We start from the raw sequence: 17,756 nt of genomic DNA on the forward strand, positions 1-17,756 counted from the left end.
GGAGTGGAGAAATGCGGCGGTATCTGGCGGCGTGGCCGGCGGGGGTGTTGTTGTCGTTCGGTTTGGCGGACATACCGCCGCTTTGGCTGTGGACGGCCGCCGCCGTGTTGCTGTTGCCTGCCGCTTTGCGCTTCCGCCGCCTGAGGCCGCTGCCCGTTTTGCTGGCCGGAGCGGCGTTTGCGGTGTGGCAGGTTCAGACGGCCTTGGACGGGCAATGGCCGACGGAGCGGCAAGGGCGGGAAGTGTTGCTGGTGCGGGTGGCGGACTTGCCGCAAACCGACGGGCGGCGGACGGTGTTTGCCGCCGACGCGTGGACGGAGGACAAGCGGTATTACCGTCTGCGCTTGTCGGATTATGAGGGGCGCGACTGGCCGGCGGGCAGCTATTGGCGGGTATCGGCGCGTTTGCGCCCGCCGGTGGGCGAAGTGAATTTGCGCGGTTTCAACCGCGAGGCATGGGCTTTGGCCAACGGTTTGGCCGGTATCGGCAGCGTGGGCGCGGCGCGGACGGCGGTTGATGCGGAAAAACGGCCGTTTTCAGACGGCCTGGCGGCCGTGCGGACGGCGGTCAGTCTGCGCTGGCAGCGTTGGTACGGGCAGGGCGCGGACAACGGGGTGGCGCTGATGCGGGCGTTGAGTGTGGGCGAGCAGGGGGCGTTGTCCGATGAAATGTGGCAGGTACTGCGCCCGCTGGGGCTGAATCATTTGGTGAGTATTTCGGGGCTGCATGTCTCGATGGTGGCTCTGCTGGCTGCCGTATTCGGGCGGGTGCTGCTGAAATATGCGCCGCATACGCCCAAACGGCCGCGTCTGTGGCTGCTGACCGTCGGTTTGGCGGCAGCATGGGCGTATGCGGCGTTGGCCGGTTTTGCCGTACCGACGGTACGTGCGGCGGCCATGCTGACGGTGGTGGCGCTGGCATGGGTGCGGGGCGGCACGGCATCGGTGTGGACGGCTTGGTGGACGGCGTTGGCGGGGGTGCTGACGCTGTGGCCGACGGCAGTTCTGGCGGCGGGGACATGGTTGTCTTTCGGTTTGGTGGGTGCTTTGCTGTGGGGCGGTAGTTGGCGCACGGGCGAGCAGGGCGGAAGGTTGTGGCGGGCACAATGGGCGGCGGGCGTGATGTCGGCAGTGATGCTGGGTTACGGATTTGCAGTGTTGCCGTTATGGAGTCCGGCGGTCAATCTGCCCGCGATACCGTGGTTTTCATGGGTGTTGGTGCCTTTGGCACTGGCCGCTTCGGCAATACCGTGGCCGCCGCTGCAACAGGCGGCGGTTTGGTTGGGCGAATACACTTGGCGCGCGCTGGCATGGTTGGCCGAGTATGCGCCCGAGTGGTCGGTAGCCGCCGCACCTTGGCCGCTGGCGGCTGCCGCATTTTGTGCCGTGGCGGTATGGCTGGTACCGGCGGGCTTGGGGTTGCGCCCGTGGGCGGCGGCGGTTTTGCTGCTGTTTGTGCTGTACCGGCCGGAGCGGCCGCCGTCAGGCCGTCTGAATGTAACGGTGCTGGACAGCGGGCAGGGTTTGGCAGTATGGCTGCAAACGGCCAATCGGGATTTGTTGTTTGATACGGGAACGGCCGCCGCTGCCGGCGGTCAGGTCATACTGGCATTGCGTGCGGCCGGTGTGCGGCGTTTGGACGCGCTGGTGTTCTCGCACCGGGATAACGATCACGACGGCGGCGGGCAGATGGTGCGGCAGGCATTTGTGCCCGATAGAGTGTGGGCGGGGCAGCCGGAGTTTTACAGCGGGGCACGGCACTGTTCGCCCGCATCGTGGCAGTGGGACGGTGTCCATTTCGAGTGGCTGACACCGGAGGAGCCGGCCGACAGCGATAACGGGAAGAGCTGTGTGCTGCGGGCGGTGGCCGGCGGGGAGGCGGTGCTGCTGACCGGTGATTTGGACAGTCGGGGCGAGCAGCGGCTGATAGCGCAATACGGTTCCGCGCTGTTCAGCCAGCTGCTGATTTTGGGACACCACGGCAGCAACACGTCGTCTTCGGGGCGTTTTTTGAACAGTGTGTCGCCCGAATATGCCGTTGCGTCCAGCGGTTATGCCAATGCCTACGGTCACCCGTCGCCTGCCGTGCAGAACCGTGTGCGCGCCCACGGCGGCCGTCTGCTGCGTACCGACTTGTCCGGTGCATGGCGGTTCGAACTGGGGGCGGGAAGGCGGTTGCCCGTCAAAGTGCGGCCGTGGCGGCCGTATTGGCAGAAAAAGCCGTTTGATTGGGTATGAAAACAACACTGTATGATTACAGCAGCAGGAAAAGCTGTAATAAATTGTATAAAGCTGAGACAGGAAAATACTTTGCCACTATACTTGTCCGCCTGCCTTTTTCCGGCAGGCGGCGGTACTTTTCCCGCGGCCGCTTGTGCCGTACCGGTTTTCATACGGCCTGTTTCCCATTTTTCGAATACTGTGATCTATGAACCCGCTCCAATCCAAAGCCAAAACGCTGCGCGTGCTGAGTGCCTCGGTGATGCTGATGCTGGCACCGTGGGCCGCGCAGGCTGCGCAGTTGCAGGATATTCTGCGCTATTCGCTGGTAAATGACCCGCGCCTGATGGAGGCCAAAGCCAACGAAGACATTGCCAAAAGCGCCACGGCCGCCAGCAAAGCAGGGCATTATCCTGTACTCAGCCTGGTCGGCAATCAGGTAATGTACCAACAGAACGACCGGTCGAGCGACGACATGACGGGCGGTTTGGGTTTGCGCGGTACGTTGAACCTGTACTCTTGGGGCGGCGTGGAGGCTGCCGTCAACCGCGACCGCCAAAACGAAATTTTTTACCGCCACAAAACGGCGGAAACCCGGGAAGAGCTGGGCAGCACCATCGGCAAACTGTATCTCGAAGCCCTGCGCGCACTCGATGCCGTCCGTCTGAACGAAAAAAGCCTGGCGCGGCACAACAAGCTGTTGCAGGACTTGTCCGTGATTGTGAAATACGATGCCGGCCGCCGTTCCGAGATGGTGGAGGCTCAGGCGCGCCGCCTGCAAGTTCAGACCACGATTGCCCAGCAGCAGCGTACGCTTGCTATGGCGTTGAGCCGTCTGGCTTCCTATACCCCCGCACCGGTGGCGGCAAACGATTTGACCGATCCCTTCCGTTCGGAAACCGCCGCCGGCCTGATCAGCCGCTACCGCATCGAAGATTACGGCCAAACGCCGTCTTATCTGGCACAAAAGGCCGAGCGCGAGCGTACGGTATATGAGCGGGACGCGGCCAAAGCCGCCCGCAAACCCGCCATCAATCTGGAAAGCTATTTGAGCAATAAGAAAAAACAGGTTTATCTGAACCTGTCTTGGAACTTCTTCGACATGGCGGCGGCCTACAATGTCGATAAAAGCGTCTATACGGTTGCTGCCGCAGAGGCGCGCATGGATCAGATTCTGCGCGATGTCAGCGAGCGGGCGCGCACGGCGCAGGTCGATATGATTGAAAGCGAGCGGCGTGCCGCGATTACGGCCGAGCATATCGCCGCCCAGCAGGAAGTCGTCAAGGCGTTTGAATTACAGTTTAAAATCGCGCGCCGCAGTCTGGTGGATGTTCTGGATGCGTACAGCCAGCTGGTCAATATCGAACAGGCTTATTCTTCGGCGCAAAACGATTTCCGCGATGCGGCATTGGCTTATCTGACCGCCCAGTCGAAAGTTTCCGAATGGGCGGGACTGACGTTGGGTACCGATAACGGCGCGGGCCGTACGCTGTCGGTCAAACGGACGGACGGCACACAGGCGACCGCCGGAGGCGGCACGTCCGAAGTGCCGTCGGCCGCACCGCTTCCCGACCGTTTTACCGAACGGGCGGGCTTGAAGATGCCGTCTGAAAACGACGGATTTGTCTATCCTTACGGCGGTATTCCCGTTGCGGACAGCTATGCCGAACGTTTGGCCGCAGAGGCGGGCGGGCAGGCCGGCAACAGCCGTGGGCAGCCGTCCGAAACCGAAGCCGTTCAGACGGCCTCTCCCGCGACGTTTGCCGAACGGGCGGGCTTGAAGATGCCGTCTGAAAACGGCGGATTTGTCTATCCTTACGGCGGCATTCCTGTTGCCGACAGTTACGCCGGGCGTTTGGCTGCCGAAGCGGCCGCCGCCATTGAAGAAGAATCCCTTACCCCACCCTGAACCATCATGAAATCCATTATCGACCATATTGCCCTGACCACCAGCCTGTTGGGCGCGCCCGTTTCTGCGGCGGCTCTGTCGGCCGATGTGGTGCGCGACGGCAAGTTAAACGCCAATTTCCAGTCGCTGAAAGAAGTGCTGCGCAGCCACGGCTTCGACAATACGCTTTCCAAGCGCGCACTGCGCGACATTCCTTCTCTGGCTCTGCCTGCGGTACTGATTCTGCACAACGAAGATGCCGCCGTACTCACTTCTGTCGACGGTGTGGGCGACGAGCGCATCTACCGCATCCGTCAGACAGACGGCCTCGAACGCAGCCTGAGCCAGGCCGAATTGTCGGCGGTGTATCTGGGTTTCTGCTGGTTTATCAAACAGAAACAGATTTCCGACAGACGCTCCGAGCTGCCCGAATACCACTTGCCGAAATCATGGTTCTGGCAGGTAATCTGGCGTTTCAAAGGCTATTATTACCAAGTCATTCTGGCGACGTTTCTGATTAACTTTCTCGCCTTGGTCAGCTCGCTGTATGTCATGAACGTTTACGACCGCGTGATTCCGAACCAGGCCTATGAAACGCTGTGGGTATTGAGCATCGGCGTGGTGTTGGCGGTAACGTTTGAATTTGTCGCCAAAATGATACGCGGCTATCTGACCGATGTGGCAGGCAAAAAAGCCGACCTGATTATCAGCTCGGCACTGTTCCGCCGCGTGATGGCGCTGCGGCTGGCAGAACGCCCGGCATCGGCAGGCTCGTATGCCAACAATCTGCGCGATTTTGAAGCGGTGCGCGAGTTTATGACCAGTGCTAGCCTCTTGGCTTTGGTGGACTTCCCTTTTCTGATTCTGTTTGTCGGTGTGATTGCGGTTGTGGGCGGGAAATTGGCACTGGTGCCGGTGCTGATTATTCCGACCGTGCTGCTGGTCAGCTTTATCGCGCAGCGGCCGCTGGCAAAATATATCAATGAATCGATGAAAGAAAGCTCGCAGCGGCAGGGGCTGCTGGTGGAGTCGCTGGAAGGCATCGAAACGCTGAAAACCAATAATGCGACCAATTGGGCACAGCAGCGTTGGGACGGTTATACCGCCAAGACCGCCGCATCGTCGATTAAAGTGAAAAACACCAGCAATTTTGTGGTGAATTTCGCTGTGGCGATGCAGCAGCTCAATACCGTTTTTCTGGTGCTGCTGGGAACCTACCTGATTCATGCCGAAAATCCGGCCGACCGCATTACCATGGGCGCATTGATTGCCGCCGTGATTCTGTCGGGGCGCGCGCTCTCGCCCCTGTCGCAAATGGCCGGGCTGGCCACGCGCTTCCAGCAGGCCAAACTGGCGTTGAGCGGTGTCAATCAGATTGTCGATCGGCCGGTAGAGCGCCACCCCGACCGCAATTACATCACGCTGACTCCGGCGCAGGGGCAGATACGTTTCGAGCAGGTGTCGTTTGCTTACGGTCAGGAAGGTGCAGAAGCACTGAGCCAGATAAATCTTCTGGTTCAGCCCGGCGAAAAAATCGGTATTCTGGGCAGCATCGGCAGCGGTAAGAGCACCATGCTCAAACTGGCGGGCGGGCTGTTCGAGCCGGGGTCGGGCAACGTGATGTTCGACGGCGTGGATATGCGCCAGATTGATCCGAATTTCCTGCGCAGCGAAGTGCTGCTGCTCAACCAGTCGCCGCGCCTGTTTTTGGGTACGCTGCGCGAAAATATGGATTTGGCGCGTACCGACGGCTATTCCAGCGATCAGGAACTGATTGACGCGCTGCGCCGTTTCGGTCTGGACCGCGTTATCCGCAGCCATCCGCGCGGTTTGGATATGCCTTTGGGCGAAGACGGTATGGGCTTGTCGGGCGGCCAGAAACAGATTGTCGCTTTGGCGCGCATGACCTTGCGCCAGCCGCGCGTGGTGCTGTTGGACGAGCCGACTACCGGCTTGGATCAGGCCACCGAAATCACCGCGTTGCAGGGTATTGCCCAGTGGGCGCAGGACAAAACGCTGCTGGTCGTTACCCACCGTCCGCAGGTACTGCAAATTGTCCGGCGCATTGTCGTGGTCGAAAACGGGCGGATTGTGATGGACGGCCCGCGCGATTTGGTGTTGAAAAAGCTGATGGAAAACGAGCAGGCACAGAAAGAAGCCCGCCGCAAAGCGCAAGCCGGACAGTTGGCCGCGCAGGCGGCAAAAGAGGCACAGGCGGCACAGCCGGACGGGCAGGATACCCGGCCGCAGCAGGCCTGACAGTTCAGCAGCAAGGCCGTCTGAAAACACGGGTTTTCGGCTTTTTCAGACGGCCTTTCAGACTTAACGGATAATCATCATGAGTCATCAAACAGAAAACAAAGAAACGCTGAAATCAGGCGATCTGGCGTTGGTCAACGATTTGAACGCCGCTTTGCAGAAGGAAAAACACACCGGCAAATTTTGGGTCATCGGTCTGCTGGCGGTGTTTTTGACCGTATTTGTCATTTGGGCATACAACAGCCCGCTGGAAGAAGTAACGCGCGGGCAGGGCAGTATTATCCCGAGCAGCCGTGAACAGGTGATTCAGAGCCTGGATCAGGGCGTGGTCAAAGACATGAAAGTGCGCGAGGGCGATGTGGTGGAACGCGGCCAGATTCTGCTGAATCTGGACGATACGCGCAGCTCGGCCGTATTGCGCGAGAGCGAAGCCAAAGTGGCGAATCTGGAAGCCATGGCCGCCCGGCTGCGTGCCGAAGCCTACGGCAGCCCGCTGACGTTTCCGAAAGGCCTGAGCAGGGAGCTGGTGCAGCGCGAACAGGCGGCCTATATCGCGCGCCGCCGTGCCGTTGTGGACGCAGTACAGGGTTTGGCGCAGAGCAAAGCCGCTCTGGATCAGGAAATCGGCATTACTGCGCCTATGGTGCGGCAGGGCGTGGTATCCGAAGTCGAACTGCTGCGTATGCAGCGCGAATCGAATGATCTGGCTTCGCAGATTGCGCAGCGGCAAAACGACTACATAGCCAAATCCAGCGAAGAATTGGTGCGCATCGAATCCGAATTGGCACAGGCACGCGAAAATATGGCGATGCGCGCCGATCCTGTGGAGCGTTCGCAAATCCGTGCGCCGATGAAGGGCATTGTGAAAGACATCCGCATCAATACCGTGGGCGGCGTAGTCAATGCGGGCGAAAACATCATGACGATTGTGCCGCTGGACGACAAACTTTTGGTCGAAGCCTATATCAGCCCGCGCGATGTGGCGTTTATCCACCCGGGATTGGATGCGGTGGTGAAAATCAGTGCGTACGATTATGCGATTTACGGCGGCCTGAACGGCAAGGTTACTCTCATCAGCCCCGACACCATCAGCAACAAAGAGCGTACCGAGCAGCTCAAACTCAATCCGAACGAAGTCTATTACCGCGTTCTGGTACAGACCGACGGCAACAGCCTGACCGACCGCGACGGCAAAGTACTGCCGATTATTCCCGGTATGGTGGCGAGTGTGGACATCAAAACCGGTGAAAAAACCGTATTCCAATACTTGACCAAACCGCTGACCCGCATGAAACAGGCATTGCGCGAGCGTTAAGCCGGACGGCGGCCGCAGGGGGGAACCCGGCGGCCGTTTTGATATGGCCGGCTGTGCAGTGCGTGCGGCTCCGCTTTTCAGACGGCCTGATTTGCCTGTTGCGGGCGAAAGGTTTAAAGTAGCGGTTTTTTGGGAGGCGAGATGAGCCATTCCGTGATTACCGTTATCGGCAAAGACCGCATCGGCATCGTGTACGATGTTTCAAAAATCATGGCGGAAAACAGGCTGAACATTCTCAACATCAGCCAGCAGCTGATGGGCGACTATTTCACCATGATTATCCTGGCCGATACGGCCGCCTGCCCGAAATCCCGCCGGGAAATGCTGGATCTGTTTGCCGCAGAGGGCGCGAGGCTGGCCTTGGATATCCGTATGCAGAACGAAGATCTGTTCAACGCGATGCACCGCATCTGAAAGGCCGTCTGAAACATGAATATCCAATCCGGCGAAATCCTCGAAACCGTGCGTATGGTGGCCGACCAGAACTTCGACGTGCGCACGCTCACCATCGGCATCGACCTGCACGACTGTATCCACCCCGACATCAACGTCCTCAACCGCAATATCTACGAAAAAATCACCCGGACCGGCCGGAATTTGGTAAAAACCGCCGAAGATTTGTCGGACAAATACGGTGTGCCGATTGTCAATCAGCGCATTTCGGTTACACCGGTTGCCCAAATCGCTGCGGCCACCGGAGCGGATTCGTATGTTTCGGTGGCGAAAACGCTCGACCGTGCCGCCAAGGCCATCGGCGTTTCCTTTATCGGCGGCTTTTCCACCCTGTCGCAAAAAGGTATGACGCCCTCCGGCCGTGTGCTGATCCGCTCCATACCCGAAGCCATGGCGGAAACCGACATCGTGTGCAGTTCGGTCAATATCGGCAGCACCCGCGCGGGCATCAATATGGACGCGGTCAAAATGATGGGAGAAACCATCAAGAAAACCGCCGAAATCACGCCGGAAGGTTTCGGCTGTGCCAAAATCGTGGTGTTCTGCAATGCGGTGAACGACAATCCGTTTATGGCCGGTGCGTTTCACGGTGCGGGCGAGGGCGGCGTGATGCTCAATGTCGGCGTGTCCGGCCCCGGCGTGGTACAGGCGGCATTGGCCGGTTGTGCGGACAAAGACTTGACCGAAATGGCCGAAGTCGTCAAAAAGACCGCGTTCAAAATTACCCGCGTGGGCGAATTAATCGGCCGGGAGGCGGCCAAACGGCTGGATATTCCGTTCGGCATACTCGATTTGTCGCTGGCACCGACACCGGCGGTGGGCGACTCGGTGGCGCGTATTCTCGAAGCGATGGGATTGAGCGTCTGCGGCACCCACGGCACCACCGCCGCGCTGGCACTGCTCAACGATGCGGTGAAGAAAGGCGGCATGATGGCTTCCGGTTCGGTGGGCGGTTTGAGCGGTGCGTTTATTCCCGTGTCGGAAGACGAGGGCATGATTGCCGCCGTCGAAGCGGGCGTGCTGACCTTGGACAAACTCGAAGCGATGACGGCCGTCTGTTCGGTCGGTCTGGATATGATTGCTGTGCCGGGCGATACGCCCGCGGCCACTCTCAGCGGCATTATTGCCGATGAAGCGGCCATCGGTATGATTAACGGCAAAACCACCGCCGTGCGCATTATTCCGGTAACGGGCAAAGGCGTGGGCGATACGGTGGAATTCGGCGGCCTGCTGGGCCGCGCGCCGGTGATGCCGGTCAAGGCCGGTTCCTGCGAAGTATTCGTCAATCGCGGCGGCCGCATTCCCGCCCCCGTGCAATCGCTGAAAAACTGAACCATCCCGTTTTCAGACGGCCTGAGTGTACGGAGGCCGTCTGAAAAACCGATTTGGACACTTTTATGAGCAGAATTGAAACCACTTTCGGCCGTCTGAACGGCCAAAAAGCCCTGATTACCTATATCACTGCGGGCGATCCCGATATAGGGACCACGCTGGAACTGATGCACAGCCTGGCGGCCGGCGGTGCCGACATCATCGAATTGGGCATACCGTTTTCCGATCCGATGGCCGACGGCCCTGTTATTCAACGGGCGGCCGAGCGCGCCTTGGCCAACGGTGTGTCGCTGCGCGGTGTGCTGGACGTGGTGGCACAGTTCCGCCGCCGCAACCATGATACGCCCGTGGTGCTGATGGGCTATCTCAATCCGGTACACAAAATGGGTTATGCCGAATTTGCCCGCGCGGCCGCAGCGGCGGGGGTGGACGGTGTGCTGACGGTGGACAATCCGGTGGAAACGGCCGAGCCGCTTTACCGCGAGCTGAAAGCCAACGGTTTGGATACTATTTTTCTGGTGGCGCCGACCACAGACGAAGCGCGTATGGCGGCCATCTCACAATTGGCCAGCGGCTTTGTGTATTACGTTTCGCTCAAAGGCGTAACCGGATCGGCGCAACTGGATACCGATGCCGTGGCGGAAAAACTGGCCGTGCTGCGCCGCCATATTTCCATTCCTATCGGTGTGGGTTTCGGCATTGCCGATGCAGCCGGAGCCGCCCGCGTGGCCGCCGTGGCCGATGCCGTGATTGTGGGCAGCCGTATCGTCAAAGAGATTGAGGCCAACCCGGGACGCGAAGCCGAAGCGGCCGGTGCTCTGGCGGCGCAGTTGAAAGCTGCGGTTTAGAATATTTACTTGATTATTCAAGGCGCGTTGTGCAAAAACATTGACTGTTTCCGGGCCGCTGGCTATATTGCCTGCAATTTGCGCCGCCTTTTGCGCGGCCGGCAGCGAGGCCGCCTGAAACCGTTAAGGAGCGAGAATCATGAGTTGGCTGGATAAAATCCTTCCCCCGAAAATCAAACGTGCGGACAAAAATGCTTCCGTTGTTCCCGAAGGTCTGTGGCACAAATGCCCGTCCTGTGCCGCAACGGTGTACAGCACCGAACTGCTGAAAAACGACAAAGTCTGCACCAAGTGCGGCCACCACAATGCCATGACCGCCCGCGAGCGGATTAACCTGCTGCTGGACGAGGGCGGCCGCGAAGAAATCGGTGCCGCCGTCAAACCCGTCGATATGCTGAAATTCAAAGACAGCAAAAAATATCCCGACCGTCTGAGTGCCGCACGGAAAACCACCGGTGAAGACGATGCGCTGGTGGTGATGAAGGGCACGATAAACGGCCTGCCTGCCGTTGTGGCGGCTTTTGAATTCCAATTTATCGGCGGATCGATGGGTTCGGTGGTGGGAGAGCGTTTCGTGCAGGGCGTGCGCCGTGCCGCCGCCGACGGCTGCTCGTTTATCTGCGTGGCCGCCTCGGGCGGCGCGCGGATGCAGGAGGGGCTGAACTCGCTGATGCAGATGACGAAAACCAGTGCTTCGCTGCATCTGCTGAGCGAAAAAGGGCTGCCGTTTATTTCTGTGCTGACCGATCCGACCATGGGCGGCGTATCGGCCAGCTTTGCGTTTTTGGGCGATATCGTGGTGGCCGAACCCAATGCGCTGATCGGGTTTGCCGGCCCGCGCGTGATTGAGCAGACCGTGCGCGAAACCCTGCCCGAAGGTTTCCAGCGTGCCGAGTTTCTGCTGAAAAAAGGTGCCGTTGATCAGATTATCGACCGCCGCGAAATGAAGCAGCGTCTGGCCGGGCTGATTACCCTGCTGCGCCGCGAACCGGCTTTGACACCGCTTTAAGGGACTGTTTGCCGGCAGAGGCCGTCTGAAAACGGGAGACCGTTGTTCAGACGGCCTTTTGTCTGCCGACCGTGCCGGCTTCATCGCAGCGGCATCGGAGGCCCCGTCGGTACAGAATCGGGGAAACCGGCCGATATTGGCGGCGTGTGCAGAGGTTTACGGAAGCCCGCTGTATCCGTTTTCAGACGGCCTTGGTCCGGCAGTACGGGAAAAGCGGGGCGGCTTGGTGTATCATAGCGGGTTTGATGATGAGACGGGAGCAGTACGATGGCGGCGCAGACGGCGTTGGGCGATAAGAAAATGGCGGTTTTGCTGGCAACGATTGTGGCGGTGATGCCGTTGTCGATTGATGCCTATCTGCCTGCGATTCCCGCTTTGGCTGTGGATTTGGCGGCCGATGTGCACCGGATTGAGAAAAGCCTGAGTACGTTTATGTTCGGCGTGGCGTTGGGACAGTTGTGCGGCGGTTCGATTTCCGATGTGAAAGGACGGAAAACCGTTGCTCTGGCCGGTTTGGCGGTTTATGTGGCCGCTTCGCTGGCTTTGGCGTTGTTGCAGACGGTGGAGCAGCTGCTGGTGCTGCGCCTGGTGCAGGCGGTGGGCGGCGGCATGGCGGCGGTGATGGCCGGTGCGGTGGTACGCGATTTCTATCGGGGAAGGCAGGCCGCGCAGATGTTTGCTTTAATCGGCATTATTATGATGGCCGCACCGCTGGCCGCGCCGATGCTCGGTTCGCTGTTGCAGACGCTGGGCGGCTGGCGGCTGATTTTTGCGTTTCTGGTGGCTTATGCGGCGGCGGTGTTCTGGCTGGTCTGGCGTTTTCTGCCTGCCAGCGGCGGGACGGGCGGCCGTTTGGACCGCCGCTTTATCGGCGGTGTGCTGGCGCGCTATTACCGTGTTGTGCGCACTAAGCCGGCATTGGGTTTTCTGTTTTTTCAGGCGTTCAGTTTCGGTTCGATGTTTGTGTTTCTGACCGAATCGCCGTTTGTCTATATGACGCTGTACGGCCTGTCGCCGCACGCTTATGCCTGGGTGTTCGGCTGCAATATTCTGACGATGGCGGCGTTTAACCGCATCACGGCGTGGCGGCTCAAACGCGGCAGCAATGCCGAGGATATTTTGAAATGGGGGATTGCCGTGCAGTTGGCGGCCAATTTGGCCATGGCGGCGGCTGTGGTGGCGGGAAACGGTATGCCGCCTTTGGTGCTGCTGGTGGTGTGCGCCATGGTTTCGGTGGGGACGCAGGGGCTGATTGTTGCCAATACCCAAGCCTGTTTTATGGGTTATTTCCGCGCCATAGGCGGCAGTGCCAATGCCCTGCTGACGGCGTTTACTTCGCTCACCGGCGCGCTGACCGGCTGGCTGGCCACGGTGCTGCACAACGGGACGGCGTATGTGATGCCGCTGATGATGCTGGCTTCCACCCTGACGGGCTTGCTGCTGCTGTGGGCATTTTCCCGCCGCGTGTGGATGAAGGCCGTCTGAAAACGGCGCCCGGCCGGTTCAGACGGCCTGATTGGGCTCGGTACCGACAGATATAGGTATAGGACGGAAAAAAGCGGCGCAATGGATGCCGGATATGGGAAACCGCAGTCTGCGACAGGCTGCGGTTCGGCGTTTCAGGGACGGCTGTTTCCGCGTTCGGCTTTACGGTACAGCCACGGTGCCTGCGGGCTGCGGTTCTGCCACAGGCCGCTGCGGTTTCGGCGGGCTTCGTTTTGGGCGGCCGAGTAGGCGGCGAAATCGCGGCGGCTTTGTCCGCGTTTGGCGATGGAGGCATAGTGCCAGGCGTTGCCTTCGCGTATGGCGGCCAGATTGATGTCTTTGCCGTCCAGTCGGACGCGGGCGATGTCGCGCCGGTATTGGTCTTGGCCGAAAGTTTCGATTTCGACTGCACGGCGCAGCAGACGGCCGCGCAGGGCATCGCGTGCGGCCGTACCGTGCGCCTGTTGCAGTTCGGGCGCGTCGATATAGGCCAGACGGATACGGCGGCTGCGGCCGTTTTCGTCGCGTACGCGCAACGTATCGCCGTCGTGTACCGATTCGACGGTGGCAGAGTAGACCCCGGGGCGGCTTTCGCCGCCGAGCAGCCGGCCGACGGTTTCGATCCAGACGGCCGTTTCGCGGCTTTGGGCAGGCAGGACGGCCAAAACGGCAGCCGCAGCCGTGCCCAGCAGAAAGATTTTGATGTTCATGGTCGCGGGTATCGGAGCAGGCCGCAGCAGCGGCGCGGATTCAGGATTCCAAACGGTCGAGGCGGGCATTCAGGCGGGCGATGTCGTCGCGCAGACGGTCCACTTCGGCCGCCCAGCGGTCAAATTCGGCACGGGTAATCACGGGAGATTCGGGTTCGCGGGCGAAATCGGCACCCTGTTCCAGCAGGCTGAGGCCGATTTTTTTCAGGGCTTGTGCGGCTTGTCCGGCATGTTGGCCGATATGTTCTGCGGCCGTGCCGCCGAAGAGGCGGTTCAAATCGTCTCGGGCATGGTAGCGCAGGCTGCCCATGTGTTGCAGCAGGGCAAAGCCCAGCGCGGTGTCGCCGCGTATGGAGAAGTCGCCTACGCCGGGCGTTTGGCCGGCAAGCATTTTCTGCCACATGCCGTTGTGGAAAGTCAGTTCGGTATCGGCTTCTCTGTCGGACGGTTGGAGGTAACCGTCTGCATCAAAGCGGCCGTGTATGCGGAAACCGGCGGCCAGAATACGCACGCCGATGCCGTTGTAACCGGCCAGCGCGGCGCGTGTTTCGGGGTTCTGTCGGATAATGTGGTTAATCAGGGTGAGGGCCAACATAGCGGTTTTCATATTAAGGCCGTCTGAAAACGAGCGAAGCGGGTTTCTGCGAAGCAAAAAAACCATAAAACGGGTTTTGCGGAGCAAAAACCGCAGGGCGGGTTTGCGGAGCTAAAACCGGTCAAGCGGGTTTCAGACGGAATCGGGTTAATCGGTGTGCAGCAAGGCGGCAAATTCACGGTATCGGGTGCCGATTCGCCTGCCGCGGCCGCCCGGATAAAATTCGGGTTCAGGCAGGCCGAGTTTGGCAGCTTCGGCACGGTAAAACGTGCGTTTGTCGCGCAGCGGTGTTTCGACCAGATTGCGTACGCGGCGGCCGCAAGGTTCGGACAGGGCGGCTGTAATGGCACGAACGGCGCGGTCTTGGTGCAGCATACAGGCCGCTTCGTCGCCGTTGATGGCGGTTTGGCGGCGCAAAAGGGCGGTCAGCGGGTGGCGGGCGGCGGAATAGAGGCCGCCCAGGCGCAAAATGTCGATGTGCGGCACGGCGGCGTTCAGCAGCGCGTTTTCGGCGGCAGCGGTTTGCTGTGCCGATTCACTTTCGGGCATCAGGGGGCTGTCTTCGTCGCAGTCGCGTGCCGCCGAACCGTAGACGCCGATGCTGCTGCCGTAAACCAGATGGTGTACGCCTGCGGCATCGGCCGCATCGGCCACGCGCCGCATCAAACCCGCATAGTCGGTAACCGACGAGGGCGGCAGCAGGCACACCCAGGTGGTGCAGTCGTGCCAGCCGGCCAGCACGGCATCAAGGGCGGCGGCATCGTTCAAATCGGCGGCCGTCAGGCAGACGGGCAGGTTGATGTCGTCCGAAGTCAGGCGGCGTTTGACGGCTTTGATGTTGCAGCCGCTTTCGTAGAGTTTTTCGCCGAGTGCCCGGCCGAGATAGCCAAATCCGAGTATGGCGGTGCGTTCGGGAAGGGACATGGGTTCTGTTCCTCGGTGGCGGCAGGCCGTCTGAATCAGAGAACGGCCTGCGGATAGGAGCCGATGACTTTGACAAAGACATTGCGTGCGGCAAATTGTGCCAGCACATCGCGAATGGCGGTTTCGTCCCGATGGCCTTCGATGTCGATAAAAAACACGTATTCCCACAGCCCTGTCCGGCTGGGGCGGCTCTCGAATTTGCTCATCTGGATACCGGCTTGGCCGAAGGGCATAATCAGATCGCCCGCCGCGCCGGCACGGTTGGGCGTGGAGAAAACCAGCGAGGTTTTGTCGCAGCCGGTGGGCGTGGTGCTTTGGTGGCCGAGTACCAGAAAACGGGTGGTATTGTTCGGTTCGTCTTCGATATTGCGGGCGACGGGGTTCAGGCCGTAGATTTCGGCGGCGGTAATGCCCGCCACGGCCAGCGCGCTGTTGTCGGCAGCAGCCAGCCGTGCCGCTTCGCCGTTGCTGGATACGGGGATGCGTTCGACCGAGTCGGGCAGGTGTTTGTTGAGCCAGTCGCGGCATTGTGCCAATGCCTGTGCGTGGGCATAAACGGTGCGCACACCGTCCAAGCCCGCACTTTGGCGCAGCAGTTGGTGGTGGATGCGCAGGACGACTTCGCCGCAGGCTTGCAGCGGCGAGGAAACCAGCAGATCCAGTGTGCGGCCGACCGAGCCTTCGGTGGAGTTTTCTACCGGCACCACGGCATAATCGGCCTGCCGTGATTCCACCAGTCTCAGACAGTCGTCCACCGTGGCGCAGGCAACCGTATCGGCGGCGTGGCCGAAGTGTTTGACGGCGGCCTGCTGGGTGAAGGTGCCGGCCGGGCCGAGATAGGCGATGGTCAGCGGGCGTTCGACGGCCAGACATTCGCTCATGATTTCGCGGAACAGGCGTGCGGCCTGTTCGTCGGACAGGGGGCCCCGGTTGAGCGATTTAATCCGGCGCAAAACCTGTGCTTCGCGTTCGGGACGGTACACCACGCCCGTACCTTTCAATTCGCCGATGGCGCGGGCATGGCCGGCACGGCGGTTGAACAGTTCGAGAATGCGCGCGTCGATTTCGTCGATGGCATTGCGGTGCGGCAGTAAGGGATCGTCGGCAGACATGGTGTTTCCTGTGTGGCGCGTTGCGCTTATCGGTAACAGGCCGTCTGAAAACGGGTGCGGGGCGTTTTCAGACGGCCTGTCGGGTTACAGTTTGCCTGCCACTTTTTTGTTGCGCAGCAGACACAGCATATCGGCAGCCACATGGGCGGCGGCGATGGCGGTGATTTCGGCGTTGTCGTAGGCGGGGGAAACTTCCACCACATCCATGCCGACGATGTTCAAATCGCCCAGCGCGCGGATAATGCCCAATGCGGTATGCGAGTTGAGGCCGCCGGGGACGGGGGTACCGGTGCCGGGGGCAAAGGCGGGGTCGAGGCAGTCGATGTCGAAGGTGATGTACACGGGGCGGTCGCCGATGATATCGTAAATGCGTTTGACGGTGGCTTCGACACCGTTTTCGTTCACCCACGGGGCAAACAGCATATTCATGCCCATAAAGTCGCTGTTCCAAGTGCGGATGCCGACTTGGGCGGAGGTTTTCGGGTCAATCAGGCCGTCTTTAATGGCCTTGTAGAACATGGTGCCGTGATTGAGCGATTCGGGCGCGTCGTCCGGCCAAGTATCGCAGTGGGCATCGAAATGCAGCAGGCTTAACGGCCGGCCGTATTTTTCGGCATGTGCCTGCAACAGCGGGTAGGTAATGAAGTGGTCGCCGCCGAATGTGAGCATTTTCGCAGCGGAGTTTTGGATAATGTCCAATGCGTGCTGCTTGACGGTTTCGCGTATCGTCCACGGCTGGTGTGCGTCAAACCAGCAGTCGCCGTAATCGATAACGGCCAAATCGTCGAACGGGTCGAAACCCCACGGGAACAGATTCAGCTCGGCCAACTGCACGCTGGCGGCGCGGATGGCGGCAGGACCCAAACGTGCGCCGGGGCGGAAAGTGGTAGCCAAATCGAGCGGCACGCCCGACACGGCCACATCCACACCGGCCAAATCGCGTGTGTAGCGGCGGCGCATAAAGGATAATGCACCCGCATAGGTGTTTTCGATGGTGGAGCCTTGGAGGGATTCGCGGCGGAATGCGCCGTCGCCGTAGATTTTTTCATTCATGTGGAGGGTTCCTGTCGGTTTTAGGCCGTCTGAAAAGGGCTGGCCGCCTGCCGTATCGGGCGGCTTTATGCGCTCAGCCCGCTGCTGTATCCCATTCGTAATGGAGCCAGTCGTTGTTCTGTTCCGCCCCCAATCGGGCATAAAATTTCTGTCCGTCCGTGTTCCACGGCGCAACCGTCCATTTGATTTGCATACAGTTGCGGCGGACGGCTTCCGCTTTCAGCGCGGCCATCAGTTTCTCACCGGTTTTCTGTCCCCGGCAGCGGCTGTCCACATACAGTTCTTTTAAAAATACGACCGGCCGGTTTTGCGCGGTAAAGGGCAGGAAATAGTACACGGCGATGCCGACAATTTCCGTTTGCCGCACGGCAACCAGACAGTAAAAATCGGGCGGGTTTTTATCGAAACCGCATTGTTCGACAATCTCGGGCGTTATGGCAAAGCTGTCGATATACCGCTCGAATACTGCCAATTCGCGCATCAGCTGCCAGATTCCCCGGCTGTCTTCCCGCTGTGCGGGGCGGATGTGTATTTCGTTGTGTTCCATCAAAACG

15 protein-coding genes are annotated in these 17,756 nt (G+C 60.1%); 9 read left to right on the forward strand and 6 right to left on the reverse strand.

What is annotated here, in order from left to right; genetic code table 11:
* The first annotated feature begins 11 nt into the window (after window positions 1–11).
* The 9 genes from ORY85_RS00780 (at window position 12) to ORY85_RS00820 (ending at window position 12,808) form a co-directional block, all read left to right on the forward strand.
* The gene (locus ORY85_RS00780) at window positions 12–2,237 is read left to right on the forward strand and encodes a DNA internalization-related competence protein ComEC/Rec2 (protein ID WP_274572146.1); all 2,226 of its coding nucleotides are present in this window, start codon (window positions 12–14) and stop codon (window positions 2,235–2,237) included.
* A gap of 190 nt (window positions 2,238–2,427) precedes the next feature.
* Window positions 2,428–4,128, forward strand: coding sequence for a TolC family protein (locus tag ORY85_RS00785; protein ID WP_274572148.1), 1,701 nt, complete (start codon window positions 2,428–2,430; stop codon window positions 4,126–4,128).
* A 6-nt stretch (window positions 4,129–4,134) separates the two neighbouring features.
* On the forward strand, window positions 4,135–6,366 hold the full coding sequence (locus tag ORY85_RS00790) for a type I secretion system permease/ATPase (RefSeq protein WP_274572149.1): 2,232 nt from the start codon (window positions 4,135–4,137) through the stop codon (window positions 6,364–6,366).
* A 79-nt stretch (window positions 6,367–6,445) separates the two neighbouring features.
* Window positions 6,446–7,681, forward strand: coding sequence for an HlyD family type I secretion periplasmic adaptor subunit (locus ORY85_RS00795; RefSeq protein WP_274572150.1), 1,236 nt, complete (start codon window positions 6,446–6,448; stop codon window positions 7,679–7,681).
* Window positions 7,682–7,822: 141 nt separating this feature from the next.
* Window positions 7,823–8,095: an ACT domain-containing protein gene (locus ORY85_RS00800; RefSeq protein WP_274572151.1), complete on the forward strand. Its 273-nt coding sequence runs from the start codon at window positions 7,823–7,825 to the stop codon at window positions 8,093–8,095.
* Between the two features lie 15 nt (window positions 8,096–8,110).
* A complete protein-coding gene (locus tag ORY85_RS00805) occupies window positions 8,111–9,466 on the forward strand; it encodes a PFL family protein (protein ID WP_274572152.1) in 1,356 nt (451 codons plus the stop codon).
* A gap of 65 nt (window positions 9,467–9,531) precedes the next feature.
* Window positions 9,532–10,314 (forward strand): tryptophan synthase subunit alpha, encoded by a 783-nt coding sequence (trpA, locus tag ORY85_RS00810; RefSeq protein ID WP_274572153.1) that lies wholly within the window; start codon window positions 9,532–9,534, stop codon window positions 10,312–10,314.
* A 139-nt stretch (window positions 10,315–10,453) separates the two neighbouring features.
* Window positions 10,454–11,323: an acetyl-CoA carboxylase, carboxyltransferase subunit beta gene (gene accD / locus ORY85_RS00815; RefSeq protein WP_274572154.1), complete on the forward strand. Its 870-nt coding sequence runs from the start codon at window positions 10,454–10,456 to the stop codon at window positions 11,321–11,323.
* A gap of 267 nt (window positions 11,324–11,590) precedes the next feature.
* Window positions 11,591–12,808, forward strand: coding sequence for a multidrug effflux MFS transporter (locus ORY85_RS00820; protein WP_274572155.1), 1,218 nt, complete (start codon window positions 11,591–11,593; stop codon window positions 12,806–12,808).
* Between the two features lie 134 nt (window positions 12,809–12,942).
* Here the strand turns inward: ORY85_RS00820 and ORY85_RS00825 are convergent, their stop codons facing one another.
* From ORY85_RS00825 to ORY85_RS00850, 6 genes are all read right to left on the reverse strand, one after another.
* Entirely contained in the window at window positions 12,943–13,518 is a 576-nt protein-coding gene (locus ORY85_RS00825) for a thermonuclease family protein (RefSeq protein WP_274572156.1), read from the reverse strand.
* 40 nt (window positions 13,519–13,558) lie between these two features.
* Window positions 13,559–14,125, reverse strand: a complete 567-nt coding sequence (locus ORY85_RS00830) for an SCP2 domain-containing protein (RefSeq protein WP_274572157.1) — start codon at window positions 14,123–14,125, stop codon at window positions 13,559–13,561.
* A gap of 135 nt (window positions 14,126–14,260) precedes the next feature.
* Window positions 14,261–15,037, reverse strand: coding sequence for an NAD(P)H-binding protein (locus ORY85_RS00835; protein ID WP_274572158.1), 777 nt, complete (start codon window positions 15,035–15,037; stop codon window positions 14,261–14,263).
* 35 nt (window positions 15,038–15,072) lie between these two features.
* Entirely contained in the window at window positions 15,073–16,149 is a 1,077-nt protein-coding gene (gene pheA / locus ORY85_RS00840) for a prephenate dehydratase (protein WP_274572159.1), read from the reverse strand.
* 84 nt (window positions 16,150–16,233) lie between these two features.
* Window positions 16,234–17,202, reverse strand: a complete 969-nt coding sequence (gene speB / locus ORY85_RS00845) for an agmatinase (protein ID WP_274572160.1) — start codon at window positions 17,200–17,202, stop codon at window positions 16,234–16,236.
* A gap of 73 nt (window positions 17,203–17,275) precedes the next feature.
* On the reverse strand, window positions 17,276–17,749 hold the full coding sequence (locus ORY85_RS00850; RefSeq protein ID WP_274572161.1) for a GNAT family N-acetyltransferase: 474 nt from the start codon (window positions 17,747–17,749) through the stop codon (window positions 17,276–17,278).
* Window positions 17,750–17,756: the final 7 nt, after the last annotated feature.

Source organism: Neisseria leonii (assembly GCF_028776105.2).
Lineage (GTDB): Bacteria > Pseudomonadota > Gammaproteobacteria > Burkholderiales > Neisseriaceae > Neisseria > Neisseria leonii.